This window comes from Abyssisolibacter fermentans (assembly GCF_001559865.1).
In the GTDB taxonomy this organism is placed as follows: domain Bacteria; phylum Bacillota; class Clostridia; order Tissierellales; family MCWD3; genus Abyssisolibacter; species Abyssisolibacter fermentans.
The window spans coordinates 12,411-28,503 of the sequence record NZ_LOHE01000045.1 but is presented as its reverse complement, the minus strand read 5'-3'; the positions used below and the strand labels follow the sequence as shown (position 1 = coordinate 28,503).

12 protein-coding genes are annotated in these 16,093 nt (G+C 27.5%); 4 read left to right on the top strand and 8 right to left on the bottom strand.

The features are described from left to right. Window positions 1-199: 199 nt before the first annotated feature. The 7 genes from AYC61_RS07060 to AYC61_RS07030 form a co-directional block, all read right to left on the bottom strand. Window positions 200-2,002: a sigma-54 interaction domain-containing protein gene (locus AYC61_RS07060; protein ID WP_066498663.1), complete on the bottom strand. Its 1,803-nt coding sequence runs from the start codon at window positions 2,000-2,002 to the stop codon at window positions 200-202. A gap of 600 nt (window positions 2,003-2,602) precedes the next feature. After that, entirely contained in the window at window positions 2,603-3,769 is a 1,167-nt protein-coding gene (locus AYC61_RS07055; RefSeq protein ID WP_066498662.1) for an anti-sigma factor domain-containing protein, read from the bottom strand. Further along, window positions 3,759-4,496 carry an RNA polymerase sigma-I factor gene (gene sigI / locus AYC61_RS07050; protein WP_066498660.1) on the bottom strand — a complete coding sequence of 246 codons (738 nt, stop codon included), beginning with the start codon at window positions 4,494-4,496 and terminating at the stop codon, window positions 3,759-3,761. The genes AYC61_RS07055 and sigI overlap by 11 nt, the downstream gene beginning before the upstream one ends. Window positions 4,497-4,660: 164 nt before the next feature. Beyond that, window positions 4,661-7,807 (bottom strand): S-layer homology domain-containing protein, encoded by a 3,147-nt coding sequence (locus tag AYC61_RS07045; RefSeq protein ID WP_066498657.1) that lies wholly within the window; start codon window positions 7,805-7,807, stop codon window positions 4,661-4,663. Between the two features lie 342 nt (window positions 7,808-8,149). Beyond that, window positions 8,150-8,923, bottom strand: a complete 774-nt coding sequence (locus AYC61_RS07040; protein WP_066498655.1) for an ABC transporter permease — start codon at window positions 8,921-8,923, stop codon at window positions 8,150-8,152. 4 nt (window positions 8,924-8,927) lie between these two features. Next, window positions 8,928-9,542 (bottom strand): ABC transporter ATP-binding protein, encoded by a 615-nt coding sequence (locus tag AYC61_RS07035; RefSeq protein ID WP_066498653.1) that lies wholly within the window; start codon window positions 9,540-9,542, stop codon window positions 8,928-8,930. After that, window positions 9,529-9,861, bottom strand: coding sequence for a PadR family transcriptional regulator (locus AYC61_RS07030; protein WP_066498651.1), 333 nt, complete (start codon window positions 9,859-9,861; stop codon window positions 9,529-9,531). Before AYC61_RS07030 ends, AYC61_RS07035 begins: the two co-directional genes overlap by 14 nt. 300 nt (window positions 9,862-10,161) lie before the next feature. Between AYC61_RS07030 and AYC61_RS07025 the strand changes: the two genes are divergently transcribed. The 3 genes from AYC61_RS07025 to AYC61_RS07015 are packed head-to-tail and all read left to right on the top strand — an operon-like array spanning window position 10,162 to window position 12,726. Then, window positions 10,162-11,139, top strand: a complete 978-nt coding sequence (locus AYC61_RS07025; RefSeq protein ID WP_066498644.1) for an ABC transporter ATP-binding protein — start codon at window positions 10,162-10,164, stop codon at window positions 11,137-11,139. After that, a complete protein-coding gene (locus tag AYC61_RS07020; RefSeq protein WP_066498643.1) occupies window positions 11,136-11,939 on the top strand; it encodes an ABC transporter permease in 804 nt (267 codons plus the stop codon). The genes AYC61_RS07025 and AYC61_RS07020 overlap by 4 nt, the downstream gene beginning before the upstream one ends. Window positions 11,940-11,943: 4 nt before the next feature. After that, window positions 11,944-12,726, top strand: a complete 783-nt coding sequence (locus tag AYC61_RS07015) for an ABC transporter permease (protein ID WP_066498639.1) — start codon at window positions 11,944-11,946, stop codon at window positions 12,724-12,726. A gap of 88 nt (window positions 12,727-12,814) precedes the next feature. Here the strand turns inward: AYC61_RS07015 and AYC61_RS07010 are convergent, their stop codons facing one another. Beyond that, window positions 12,815-14,188 carry a copper amine oxidase N-terminal domain-containing protein gene (locus AYC61_RS07010; protein WP_066498634.1) on the bottom strand — a complete coding sequence of 458 codons (1,374 nt, stop codon included), beginning with the start codon at window positions 14,186-14,188 and terminating at the stop codon, window positions 12,815-12,817. Window positions 14,189-14,461: 273 nt separating this feature from the next. Between AYC61_RS07010 and AYC61_RS07005 the strand changes: the two genes are divergently transcribed. After that, entirely contained in the window at window positions 14,462-16,063 is a 1,602-nt protein-coding gene (locus tag AYC61_RS07005; RefSeq protein WP_066498625.1) for a peptide chain release factor 3, read from the top strand. Window positions 16,064-16,093 lie beyond the last annotated feature (30 nt).

Below are 16,093 nucleotides of genomic sequence, written 5' to 3'. Positions count from 1 at the left end.
TTAATTAAATCATATTATGCATTATGCTATGTCTATGTAACTAAAAAACAGATATAATTACATGCTAGTAAATTAATTTTCATTTCTGAAAAACGTTTTTCTCGTATATGAAATTGAGGCAAATACAATTGAAATAAAGTTTTTTCAATGTTTTTTCAGATTCGATTTTATTCATTTTTCATTTTTGAAAACGTTTTTTCTAATATGAAAAATTTTTTCCTCTTTTACTATCACATTGATAGTCATTTAATTTTCTATAAAGCGTGGTAAGACTTATATCTAATTTTTTAGCAATAACCTTTTTAGCTTGAGTACTGTCTCCCAATTCGTCTATATATTTTTTAAATATTTTTTTCTCAAAATCCTTTGTTAGTTCCTCTAAGCCTTTGTTCTTAATATACTCCATATCTACATTTTCGGTTGAATCATGACTCCAAAAATAATTCGGCAAATCATGTGTTGTAATTTCTCGTGAACTAGAGAAACTCACTGCATATTCTAGAACATTCTCTAATTCTCTAATGTTACCTGGCCAATCATATAGAAGTAGTTTTTCTTTAACTTCATTTGATAAAAATTTTATATCTTTACTCATTTTTTTACATAATTTCTTCAAAATAAATTCTGAACATAGAAGAACATCAGATTCTCTTTCTCTCAAACTGGGTAAATATATTGGTATAACATTTAATCTATAATATAAATCTAGTCTGAAATTCTTTTCTTTAACAAGCTGTATAAGATTTTTATGTGTAGCAGCAATAATTCTTACATTAACTAAAATAGGGGTATTGCCACCAACTTTCTCAATTGTTCTTTCTTGAATAGCTCTCAAAAGCTTTGATTGAAGTTTTAATGGCAAATCTCCAATCTCATCTAAAAACAGTGTACCATTGTTAGCTAATTCAAACTTTCCAATTTTTCCTTTAGGATTAGCACCTGTAAAAGCTCCTTTTTCATATCCAAAAAGTTCAGCCTCTAATAGATTTTCAGGTATGCTAGCACAGTTAATAGCAACAAATTTGTTGTTTTTTCTGTTACTTTCATTATGTATAGAGTTGGCAAAAATCTCCTTGCCTGTACCACTTTCTCCTTCTAAAAGAACTGTTGAATCACAGTGGGCTGCAATTCTAGCCATATCTATAGCATTTAGAATAGTTTTACTTTTCCCTATTATACTTGAAAAAGTAATTTTTTCTTTATTCTCATATGTCATTGCAATTTTAGTTATATCGCTTAAGGCATCAAAGCTTATTAAATATGCTAAGCCTTGTTCTTCTAATACTATTTCATTTACCTCATAAACAACTCTGATATCTTTATTTTTGAGCTTCCAATAACCAACTGTTTCTTTATTATTAGAGTTGTTAATTTTTAAATTTTTAATGATATAGTTTATGTCTTTATTAATAATCTTTTGATAAGTAAAATTTAAATTCAAAATACTCAATGCTTTGCCATTTATATGTAAGATTCTATTGTTATAGCTAATTATAAGAATGCCTTTGTTTATACAATTAATTATTTCATTTATTTCAGCATTCCCTTTTATTAGTCTATTTTTATTGTTTATTATTATAATATCGTTTGCAATCATATTAGAAATTTGCTTGAGCATCATATGATATTGCTCATTTTTTTCATTCATTGCTTTTTCTTGTTCTGAGTTAAAACATGCAAAACTAACTACTCCAATACATTTTCCTTCAAAGTTAATTGGATATGTCATACTCTTTTTTTCATTGCACTTATGATAATTGCGACAAGATTTACATGTTTCATTGTTCTCTTTAACAACATTGAGTTTTGGTAATCCTGTTCTAATTACTTCTTCAAAAATACAATTTTGAGGACTATTTTTATCAATCTTATTATAAAAATTACCAGTACCAGCTATTCTAACTAAATTTTCATCTGTTACCGTAACATCTACATTAAGCGTAGAAGAAACTGTTTCGGATAATTCTTGTATCTTATTTTGTAATAATCTTAAATATGACATGAAGTATCCCTCCTAGGTTTATCATATCTGTAAAAAACGACTGATATTTATACATTTATATTTATGCATATTTTATTCCAAATAAAAAGAGAGAAAAAACAATATTACAAATAAATGATACTCCTATTAATAATTTTTCACAAAACATTTACTGTCATTTTTGATATGAGTTGCATATATTTTGTATGTACATATGCTCATAATGATTACAAAATACCAAATCACATAAATTATTAGTTATAAATATTAAAAATAATTAATATTTTCTAATTTATTTATAATACTTATTAGAAACTTAATATTAAAATAGCTATGCAGTATAGATATTTGTAATTATGTGTATTAATGTATATTATTAAATATTTCTTATAAATTTACAAAATACTTTATCAATTTACTATTTTAGTGAGCTTATGCTGATAATACAGTGCTGTAATATTTTGCTTAAAACCCCTAAAGGATTAAAACAAGAACCTTCCTAGTAATAATCAATTCACATAAAATCCAGCTTTGAATTTTCTGCAAAAAAAAGTCTAGGTATGATTAACTCAACCTAGACGTTTTGTTACAAACTCCAGTACTATGCAGCAATGGGACTAATTATTTTTTATTATGTCCTTTATTTTCTTTATGCTTTTTATTTTCATTTCTATCTTTAACTATTTCCTTTTCATTTTTATCATCTTTCTCATCATCTTTCTTACTATCTTTCTCATCATCTTTTTTATTATCTTTAGCGTTATCTTTTTTATTACCTTTAGCATTGTCTTTAGCGTTATCTTTTTTATCTTCATTCTTTTTTTCAATTTCATAATCATCATTGTCGTCTATATTTTTCTCATTATTAGTCGTACTTTTTTTAATAGCTTTATTGTGACTATATCCTTTATTTTCATTTTCTTTGTTTTCTTGCTCCTTTTTTTTATGTTCTTTATTACTATTAGTTTTTTCTTTTGGTTCTTTTTCGAATTCTTTTTCTATTTTTATATTTTTCTTATCTTTTTCTTTTTTCTTACTTCTCATTGTATCATTGTTAGCAAATTCCTTATTTTCTTTAACAATCTGACTGACTTTTTTATCTTTTATGTCCTCAATTTTTATATCTGGATTGTCGTTTGAAAGGATTTCATAAACTTTATATTTACCAACCGAAATATTATTCTCTCTTGCCTTTTTTAGGTCTTCTTTATCTGAATTTATACATATAACATCTATATCTTGGAATTCTTTTTCTTCTTCTATTCTGTCATATATTGTATCTTCTATTGCGTCAAGAGAATCATAAGTATCATCTATTATTACGTTTGAAACCAAAACTACATTATTTTTATTATTTAAATACTGCTTTTCTATAGCAGTTTTCATACCAGCAATAATTGCATCTTCAATCTTCATACCAATCATATTATCCTCTATAAGTTCTTTACCATCTATATTTAGCGAATTTACTTTTCTAACAATATTCTCTTCATCTATTTGAAATTCTACGCTTGGATTTATATCTAAACTTACTATAGCATACGCTTCAAACCTTTCTACTCCAAATCTACCAACCATAGTAATTATTGCTATAATAATTGCAACAGCTATTCCTATTAATGACTTAAAAGATTTATTGTTTTCCTTTATAATATCCTCTTCTAAGAATATAATCTTTTTACCAATATCCACATTACCTTTATTCTTTAGTTTAATATAACAATTATCTTCTGTAATGACTATTATATGATCATTTTTAACTTCCACTATCAAACCCTTATATACCATAGTTATCCCTCCCTTCTACACCAGAGATATACTCAATTAACAAATCTAAATCACTACTTAATAATAAAACTGTTGCAATAATAAATTTTCTATTACCTTTTAAAACCTTTTTACTTACACCTATTTTCTCTATAATTTTTTTAGCAGGTAAAGTTTTTTTTCTATATAGCTCTTTCTTTATATCTTCATTTTCTATTATGCTTCTTGCTATGTATATAGAATTTAATCTAGTATCAATGTGCTTTGGTGATTCTTCTATTAATTCTTTAAATGTAATATCAAATTTTTCTAAAAGAATCCCGAATTTTAATATTTGCTCTTTCATTTCATATTGCTCTGTAAAATCCTTATTATCTGAAGTTCCTTTAACTTTTCTGTTTATTGAATTGTCTCTATCTATTGACACTACTTTATTTAACTCTTTTGTTTTTCTTAGAAAATCTATTGTTCTACTCTTGATAACTGTTTCTGCATATTTTATAAAGCTTCCCTTTTGAAAATCATATTTATCAATGGCTTCGTTAAAGGCTTCAAGACCAATACTGAATTCATCATTATTCTCTATCTCAATATACTTATTTGTCACTTTTGTTATACTTTTAATAATAAAAGGTATGTACTCATTAATAAAATTTTCTCTTTCTAATACATCTCCGTCTTTAATTTTTTTAAGTTTATCTTCTATATTAACCTTTTTTCTCTTAAATATTTTTAAAACAGAGCCCAAACTCTCACCGCCTTTTACATTACAGTAATACGTAATGATTTAATATTTTAGGTACTTAATTATATTATAATTGATTTTGATTACAAAAAAAAGCACTGAATTTTTCCAATGCTTTTTTTAAAATTTATTTAATGTTTTATCTAAGTTAATTTAAATAATTGTTACTATCTATATGCTCTTATTTCTTCTACTTTACTATCATCTATAATAAGATTTACATTATCATCTTCTTCTAAATCTGATATTTCAGCTTCATCGTCATTTATTAAGACTTTAACATCATTATTATAATCAAATATTTTTATTTCGTTATCTTTCTTAATTGCAATTTGATTTATATCTTCATAAATATTTTTTAGTTTACCAGAAATCAATTCATCATTATAATCTCTATCTACTTCAACCCATCTAATCTCATCATCATCTTCTAGTGTTACCACTTTAACTGAATCACCAACTATTAAATCATCTAGATCTCCTTTTTTATCATTAAATATCACCTTTACATCTGAATCCACTTCAAATTCAATTACTTCTTTAGATGTAACTATTGATAATTTTTCATTATCTATTTTTTCAAAAAGACCTTCATGTATATCATAATCTAATGTCTTATATACTTTAATATATTCAACTTCATCATCATCATCTATTCTTACTTTAACTTCGTCACCTTCTTTTATGTCCTCTATGCTTCCTCCTTCATTTTTAAATTCGACTTCAACATCTTCTTCTAAATCAAAGGTTACTATTATACTATTTACTTTTAATGTGATTTCATCTTCGTCAATTTCCTTAACTATTCCTTCATATACTGACTTATTTAATTCTCTATCTAATTCTATATATTCTATTTTCCCATGATTATTTACTCTAAACTTAGCTTGATCTCCAACCTTTATGTCTTCAATGCAACCATATTGGTTTTCAAATTTAACCTTTACATTACTAGCTAAGTCCAAGGTTAATCTTATCCCATCAACCTTAATTGTGATATTATCTTCATCAATGCTGTCTATCTTTCCTTGATACTGAAAGGTATCTAAGTTTCTATCTACTTCTATATATTCAACTCTTTTATACTTATTTATTCTTATTTTAACTACATCTCCAACTCTAATATCTGAAATGCTTCCTTCTCTATTCTTGAATTGGACCTCTACTTTATTTGCATAACTAAAAGTCATTCTTATATTTTCTACCTTGATTGTAATGCTTTCGTCATCTACTTTCTCTACTTTACTTTCATACTGCCATGTATCTAAGTTTCTATTTACTTCTATATACTCTATTCTTTTATATTTGTTTGTTCTTACTTTTACTGAATCTCCTTCTCTTATATCTGTAATGCTTCCTTTTCTATTCTTAAATTGAACCTCTACTTTATTTGAAAAACCAAAAGTCATTTTTATACTATCTATTTTTATTGTAACACTATCTTTATCAACTTCTTCAACTTTTCCTTCATAATACAATGTATCTAAGTCTCTATTTACTTCTATATACTCTATTCTTTTATACTTGTTTATTTTTACTTTTACTGAATCTCCTTCTCTTATATCTGTAATGCTTCCTTCTCTATTCTTAAATTGGACCTCAACATTATCTGCAAAATCAAAGGTCATATTTATTCTATCTATCCTTATCGTAACACTGTCATCATCTACTTCTTCAACTTTTCCTTCGTACTGCCATGCATATAAGTCCCTATTAACTTTTACATATTCAACTTTTTGATATTTGTTTATTTTTACTTTAATTGAGTCTCCTTCTTTTATATCTGAAATACTTCCTTGTCTATTTTTAAATTCAACCTCTACATCATTTGCAAAATCAAAAGTCATTTTTATTCTATCTATCTTGATTGTAACACTGTCATCATCTACTTCTTCGACTTTCCCTTCATACTGCCATGTGTCTAAGTTCCTATTAACTTCTACATATTCAACTCTTTTATGTTTGTCTATTCTTACTTTAACTGAATCTCCTTCTCTTATATCTGAAATACTTCCTTCTCTATTTTTAAATTCAACCTCTACATCATCTGCAAAATCAAAGGTCATTTTTATTCTATCTATCTTAATTACAATACTATCACTATCTACTTCCTCTACATTTCCACTATACTCTCTACTATCTAATTCTCTATATACCTTTATATACTCGACTTCATCATCATCATTTATTCTAACTTTGACTTTATCTCCTTCATTTATATCATCTATACGTCCTTCTTTGTTATTAAATTCTATTTTTACATCATCTTCTATATCGAATTCCATTTTTACATTATCTGCTTCTATCTCTATTTCATCATCATCTATTTCTTCTACTATTCCTACATACTCATCAAATATTTCTTCATCATACTCTTTAATCTCAATGAATATAATTATTCCATTTTCATTTAGCTGAATACTTATTTTCATTCCTATTTCTAATTTATCTATAGAGGTATACTTGCCATTTTCAGTATACACTGGAGTGTTGTCCAAAACTGTATATACTTTAGATCTATTACCGCTTCTTAATGTTAATTTGTTACCATTAATATTTACTATCTCTGCTAATTTCTCATTTTCATCAATATCGCTGTCAACTTCATCATCCAATCTAGCAATTAATACAGCCATTTCTGCTCTTGTAACAGCTCTATTTGGTCTAAAAGTCTCATCTGGATATCCTGTAATAATGCCTTTTTTATCTGAAAGATATACATAACCTACTGAACCAAGAGGTACAGCGCCTGCATCAATAAATCTAAGTTCCTCTTTCATATAGCTTTGAGCTTCTTTTTCATACCCTAAAGCTCTTATAATATATTTAGCTACTTCGTGTCTCTGAGCAGGTTCTTTTAAATTTAATTCTATAAGGTCAACCTCTTCTAATATCCCTTTATCTAGAGCAACCGCAACATATCCATAAGCCCATTCTTGAATATTATCCTTGTTTTTTAGCTTTTTAGTACCTCTTTTAACCTTATCCAAGTTTATTTTTGCTTGTTCTTCATAACCCATTACTCTAAGTGCCATTATAATTGCTTCTAGCTTTGTTACAGAGCTCTTTGGAGCATATATCCCCTCGCCATAGCCTTTTACAACACCTTTTATAGCCATTTTTTCTATAGCCTTTTTAGCCCAATCATAACCATCAATATCATTAAATTTTTTCGCAATTCCTGGTGGCATATAGCCCTTCTTAGCAAGCCCAGGTGGTAATCCTTTACCATATTTACTCATCGCATACGTGTCTGTTATTGATGCTGACATTATTAACAATAATGCTAATGCAAAACTTACTATTCTTTTCATAATTTCCTCCCTTTTTCCGAATAAATTTTTCATTATAGTATACGCCTGCTTTATAAATTTTAGGTGCCTAAATCTTTAAAAAATCACATTGTAATGGTATTGTAACCTTACGGTAATATCAGCTTAACAATTGGATTTTATTTCATGAAAAATCACAAAAAAATAGATGTCAAATTATTATTAATGTCATCTATTTTTTATGAAATAAGCTATTTAACTTTTTTTATTTCAAACCTAGATTATTCGTAGAAAATTGAATACTATGAGTAGAGAACTAAAATCATCTAATTCAGAACTATAAAGCATATTATCCAGAGTTATATAAATAGCTCAGGTTAAATTTTAATCTAACAAAATATCATATTCATCAAATTTACTAACTGATGTAAATAATATTGATAATATAGCACTAAAATACCTACTTATTAAAATTGCTATCATTATAGCTATTTGATATTTTATTGCTGTTACAGGTATGACTCCGCCTAATATTTGCCCCGTCATCATCCCAGGCAATGCTACTAATCCTATTGTCTCTATAGATGCTATCGTAGGATTTACTGATGCTAATATAGCATTTTTAAAATAAGGTTTTAAAGTTTCTAGCTTATTTCCGCTAAGACTTAAGTTGTAAAAGTATTCATTTTTATTTTTTCTAATTTCCCTATAAAAGCTATTAACACATATTATGTTACCACTTAAGCTATTACCTAATAACATTCCACCAATTGTTATCATGTACTGAGCATTAAATAAATTATCTACTTTTGTAACAAACGTATTAAAGTATAGCAATACTATTAAATTTGGGATAATAAATGCTAAAAATAGTGGAAGAATGGATTTTTTTATATTGATATCACAAGCTTTAATTGTTGAAAAACTCGCTACAGTTATCATAAATACTAAATAAGTTAAATTTAATATTGGATTATTAAGATTAAATATATATTGAAGAAATATACCTACTAGGCTAAGCTGTATTATCATTCTTGTTATAGCATATAGCATTTTCTTATTTATTTTCATGCTTAATTTGTAGTTTATAAAAAACATTGGGATTATTAATAAAAATAAACTACTAATAGATAGATATGAAATTTCTTGTGAATTCATTTATTTACCACTCCTCTATTCTAACAACATCATTTTTTCTCCAAATTTTATCATGCGAAATTATCAGTATTGTTTTATCTTGTTTTAAAACAAAATCAACTATCTTTTCTTTAATATTCTTGTCCAAACCCGAAGTAATTTCATCTAAAAGCCATATTTTTCTATCTAATAAGATACATATTACTAAACCTAATCGTTGTCTTTCTCCTCCTGATAGCTGAAATACTTCCTTTTCGTCTATATTAAGTGGAAGCTCAAAATACTGAGCAATACTTATAAATTTATCTTTAGTAATGTGTATATGTTTATTATATTTATAAGAAAAAATTTCAATTATCAAATCCCATATTTTCAAATTTCTCAAATCTACATCTTGACTAACATAGCCTATATTTGTCCTGAAATATGGTAAGTTCTTTTTTTCTAGAGTTTTTCCCTTTAATAGTATTTTCCCTTTATCTGGAATGCAAAAACCTAATAGCAATTTAAATAAAGTTGTCTTACCTCTCCCTGAAGGGGCATTTATAAGTACTTTTTCCCCTCTTGTAATATCCATATTAAAATTATTGAATATCACCTTATTATTAAAGCTTAAACTTATATCTCTAAATTGAATCATTGTTATCACCCTTTGTTTTAATCTCATGAAACAGCTCAGCTGCTTTTTCAGTAGCTTCTTTTAGTACTTCCTGCCCAATTTCTGTTGTCTTATATAGTTTTATTATTCTACCGTCAATATTTTTTTCTGCCTTTGACAATAACTCTTCTTCTTCCATTCTTTTTAGTAATGGGTATAATGTGCCCGGACTAATCTTGTACCCATGTTCTTCTAATTCTTTCATCATCCAAGTTCCGTATATAGGTTCCTTATCAGCATGATATAATATATGTATTTGTATAAATCCTAAAAATAATTTTCTAATTATCTTGTTTTTCATTAGTTATCTCCTTCTGATTTATTTATATCGTTTTCCGATATCTGTTTTCGATATTAGAATATAACAATATTTTCACTTTGTCAAACAGGATATATATTACAAATACTTAATATTTTTTCTCTAATAGATTTACCGATGATTACTCCTTTTATTATTTATATTAGCAAATATCAATTTATTAATTACCTAAGTTATATTTTTATATTTTAATTTATTGACATTTATTTGTTAAAGATATATAATGACTTTCTTCTCTAAATTTATTCAATTAATTCTTACTATCTAAAAGGAGGGTATAGAATGATCAAAGTTGAAGCCTTGAATAAAAGCTTTAAGGTTGCAAAAAGAGGTGCTGGTGTTGGCGCCGCACTTAAATCCTTGTTTAGTCCTCAATATTCCACAGTTCAAGCCTTAAAAAACATCTCGTTTGAAATTGATGAAGGTGAAATCGTTGGTTACATAGGTCCTAATGGTGCTGGAAAATCAACTACCATTAAAGTTATTAGTGGTATTTTAGTACCTGATAGTGGAAAATGTAATATCCTTGGATATACACCTTGGAAAAACAGAGTAAAACATGTTAAAAATATTGGTGTAGTGTTTGGTCAACGCTCTCAGCTTTGGTGGGACGTTCCTGTAATTGATTCCTTTAATTTATTAAAAGATATTTATAAAGTTCCTCACAATGATTTTAATGACACTCTTGAATTATTAACAGATACCTTAGATTTGTCATCATTGCTTTCAACACCTGTTCGTCAATTAAGTCTTGGACAAAGAATGAGATGTGAAATTGGTGCTTCATTAATACATAATCCTAAGATACTGTTTTTAGATGAGCCAACTATAGGTCTTGATGCAGTTTCCAAAATAGCAGTTCGAAATTTTATAAAAACAATCAATAAAGAAAAAAAAGTTACTGTCATTTTGACAACCCATGATATGAATGATATAGAAGCCTTAGCAGAGAGAATTATGCTCATTGGTAAAGGCAAGCTCTTACTTGATGGTACATTGACAGAATTGAAAAATAAGTTTATAACTCATAAAACATTAACTGTAAATTTTACTGAAAATAATGAGACTATAGATATTAAAGGGACAACTATCCTTTCAAAATCTAAGGAAAGACTATCCTTGTCTGTGGATTTAGAAAAAATAAAGGTTTCAGAAGTTATAGGATTGCTATCAAATTCATTAGATATTACTGACGTATCTGTAGAAAGTCGTCCTATTGAGGAAATTATAGTAGATTTATATAAGGAGTATCAAATATGAAAGCATACTATTCTTTATTTAAGATGAGATTGCTAAAAGGATTACAGTATAGAGTATCAGCTTTAGCTGGAATTTCTACACAATTCTTTTGGGGATTTATGCATATAATGATTTTTGAAGCCTTTTACAATAGTACTTCTGTAGTTCAGCCAATATCCTTTAGAGAATTAATCCAAGTAATTTGGCTTCAACAAAGTTTTTTAGTATTTGTAATGCTTTGGTACAGAGATAATGAGCTTTTAAATCACATAACAAGTGGTAACATAGCCTATGAACTTTGTCGGCCAACAGATTTGTACAATTTTTGGTATGCAAAGCTTATAGCTCAAAGGTTATCAGGAGCTATGCTTCGGTGTTTCCCGATAATTTTCATCGCTATATTATTACCATATCCATATAATTTCTCTTTTCCACCAAGCATATTATCTTTCATACTGTTTTTAGTTGCATTAATACTGGGTCTAATACTAGTCGTCGCAATCTCAATGCTAATTTATATTTCAGTTTTCTACACCATGTCTCCAACGGGTTCATTGCTTATTTTTAGTGTGTTGGGTGAATTCTTTTCAGGTTTAGTTCTCCCGGTACCATTAATGCCAAAAGCACTACAAAAAATAGTATACATACTACCTTTTAGATATACTTGTGATTTGCCATTTAGAACATATGCAGGTAATATTGGAATAAATGAAGCTTTAATTGGAATAGGCGTACAATTTTTATGGATTATTCTTTTAATTGGAATAGGCAAGTTATGGATGTCTAAGGCTTTAAAAAGAATAATAGTACAAGGAGGTTGATTTAATGAAGCTGTATTTCAGGTACATGTCTATTCTTTTAAAGAGTCAAATGGAATATAGAGTCTCCTTTATTTTACTTTCTATCGGACAGTTTTTTGTGCCTTTTTTGATTTTTGTATCTATATTTTTACTCTTTGAAAGATTCCCTAACATAGGTGGTTGGTCTCTTTATGAAGTCGCTTTATGTTATAGTGTTATACATATTTCTTTTTCGCTAAGCGAATGTTTTGCAAGAGGATTTGACTCTTTTTCATCTATTATTATAAATGGTGATTTTGATAGGATTTTAGTCAGACCTCAAAGCACAATACTCCAAGTACTTGGTTCAAAGTTTGAATTCACAAGAATAGGAAGGCTTTCGCAAAGTATTATTGTATTAATATATTCAATATCTAACCTCACCATAGCTTGGGATATATACAAAATAATAACCTTAATACTTATGATTATAAGTGGCATCTTCATATTTACAGGTATATACATGCTAGGTGCTGCATTATGCTTTTGGACTACTGAGGGTTTAGAAGTAATAAATATATTTACAGACGGTGGTAGAGAAATGTCTCAATATCCTTTAAATATTTATAAGGAATGGGTTAGAAAATTTTTTACCTTTGTTATTCCTTTTGGAACAGTAAACTATTTACCACTTATGTTTATATTAGATAAAATAAAGGGAAACAGCTTTAAATATATGCTTACCCCTTTATATGGAATAATATTTATTATTCCTTGCGTAATGATATGGAATATAGGAGTAAAGCATTACAAATCTACAGGTTCTTGATGAACATTACCTTATCTTTGAAATATTTGTACTAAAGGAGCTGTCTCAAATTCCTAGACAACTCCTTTTATAAATTATTAATAAGTTGCTATTTTGTATTAATTATTGCTGTATCCGTTTCACTATCAAAGCTTACTTCACACCCAAAAGCTTCCATGACAGCTCTTATTGGTAAATATGTTCTTTCATTTTTTATTACAGCATTAGTATCATTTTCTATCTTTTCTCCGTTTTTTAATATATATTTTTTATTTATTGGAACTTCAACTGTTATATCATCTTTTATTGCTACCGCTGTTAGTAAGTCATTATCCCACTTTACTGTCGCTTCAAATTTTTCTAACGTTGCTCTAAATGGTACTTGCATGCGGTTATTTTCATCTATGAATGGATGACCAAGCTCATCATTAAATCTAACATATTCATCATCAATTTTTATTTGTGCATACATTTTAAATTCTTTGAATGTTCCTTTAGTTAAATTAACTACTCCGTTTACATTATCACTTATATAATAAATTTCATCATCTCTACTTAAATAATAGTTATGATACTCATTTGTATATTTTTCATTTATTATTGAAATATCTTCTTTTCTTTTTATTATTTTTTTATCTGCATTTACATTATAGAATCCATTTATTTTTTTGTCACTTTCCTTACCTTTTTGGGTTACAAAGAACACAAATAAATCATTATTTATTCCTACTTCTTCTTGTAACATAACCCACTCATCTTCTACATTTTCAATTAAGTCATGTGCAATATATTTATCAGTATCTACATAATATATCTTGCTATTGTGCATCATAGGATGTATCTCCTTATACCCTACCATCAATATTCCATTATTATTTGTTAATATTTTGTCTAGGTCAAAATCTTTTTCTATACTTATTCCTTGAATGTTATCTTCATTAACTATAACGTAGTCTGAATAAGAAGGAGTATATGGCGCTGATATAGCTAAACAAGTCTTAGTTTTTACAATATACAGAATTCTTTTATCATCTAATATATATTTATATAAATAATTAATTATTGGTTTTCTTTCAACATCAGTATGCTCCTTGTAAAATTGATTATCTTCATCTATGTATTTTTTTATATCTAAAAGCTTTAAACCATTGTAATAAAGAATATTGTCTTTAATTTCAATATACTGACTATCTATTTCTTCTCCTTCTATTTCAAAACATTTTTCTTTATTTTTTAATAATTCTATTTCGTTCTGTTCTTTTTCAGTTAGTATTTCAAATTCTCCTGAAAAATCCTTCTTTAATCGTGCCATTTGCTTGCCTATTTCAAAATAAACATAATTTTCATCATCATAGCATATGTTGTTAATATTTATTTGGTCTTCTTTTTTGTTACATCCTTCACCATATATAACTGATGTTGACACAACAAAACATAATGTAATAACTAAAAAACTAATTAATGTTTTATTTAACCTTTTCATGAATTAACCTCCATAAGATTGTGATTTTATATAAATATGATATTATTTTTTCAATAATATTTTACATCACGGTATATATATTGTAAACTTTAAAACAACCTAGTTTAAAACCAGTTAATATATTCTATATCACATTTTTTAACACTTTCTGATTAATATTGTTTTTTGTCCTAATAACAATTGACAGATTCACAATAAAAGTATAACATGTAAAAGGTTACACTTTTATTAGAATAATAATTAATAAAATAATTTAGATAAAGGAAGATAAAAATGTCAGAAGAAAATCTTAGCTTTATACAAGAGGTTAAAAGAAGAAGAACCTTTGCAATTATTTCTCATCCGGATGCTGGTAAAACAACTTTGACTGAAAAACTACTATTATATGGAGGCGCTATTAGATCAGCAGGATCGGTTAAATCAAGGAGAGCTAATAAACATGCTGTATCAGACTGGATGGAAATCGAGAAAAAAAGAGGGATTTCTGTAACCTCTAGTGTACTTCAATTCAATTATAATGATTTTTGTATTAACATTCTTGATACACCAGGACATCAGGATTTTAGTGAAGATACCTATAGAACTCTTATGGCTGCAGATAGTGCTGTAATGGTAATCGATTGTGCTAAAGGTGTTGAAGATCAAACAAAAAAACTATTTCAAGTTTGTAAAATGAGAGGTATTCCTATTTTTACTTTCATCAATAAAATGGATCGCCGCGGTAAAGATCCTTTTGAGCTAATGGAAGAAATTGAAAAAGTGCTTGGGATTCGTTCTTATCCTATGAACTGGCCAATACGTTCGGATAGTAATTTTAAAGGCGTTTTCAATCGTCAAAAAAACCAAATTGAACTTTTTAATGATGGTAACCATGGTCAGTCTATTGCAGAAGTAGTCACTGGAGATATCAATGATGAAAAATTCAATGAACTACTAGGTGAGCATCTTCATCAAAAATTACAAAATGACATTGAACTACTGGATATTGCAGGAGATGACTATGACCTTGAGCAAATATTAAATGGTGAACTCACACCTATGTTCTTCGGTAGTGCTCTTACTAACTTTGGAGTTGAACCATTTCTAAAATCTTTCTTAGAAATTACAACACCTCCAAAACCTCGTAAAAGTAATTTAGGAGATATTAATCCTGAGTCTGAAAATTTTTCTGGCTTTATTTTCAAAATACAAGCAAATATGAATCCTGCGCATAGAGATAGAATTGCATTTCTAAGAATTTGCTCAGGTAAATTTGAAAAAGGAATGCTTGTAAACCATGTGCAAAAAAATAAAAAAGTAAGACTCGCCCAGCCTCAGCAATTTTTAGCTCAAGATAGAGCTATAGTTGATGTTGCTTACCCTGGTGATATTATTGGAATTCATGATCCAGGAATATTTAACATTGGCGATACATTATGTGAAGATCAATCAAAACTACAATATGGAGGTATACCACAATTTGCTCCGGAGCATTTCGCTAAAATATACACTAAAAATTCTCTTAAAAGAAAGCAATTTTTAAAAGGTATTACTCAATTAGCAGAAGAAGGAACTATACAAGTATATAAAAGACCTCATATTGGTATGGAAGAGTTAATCGTTGGCGTAGTTGGTGTTCTTCAATTTGAAGTACTAGAATACCGTCTCAAAAATGAATATGGCGCTGATATAATTAGAGAAAATCTTCCTTATCGTTATATTCGTTGGGTTGAAATGCCTGATTTTAATCCAGATACTTTTTCTCTTCCTATGGATACAATGCTAGTTGAAAATAAAGATAAAGAACCTGTTTTATTATTTCAAAATGAATGGTCAATAAAACATGTAGAAGAACGAAATGAAAATGTAATATTAAGAGAAACTTCTTTAAAATAAACAATAACGTCTATGTACAAAACTTTGTTC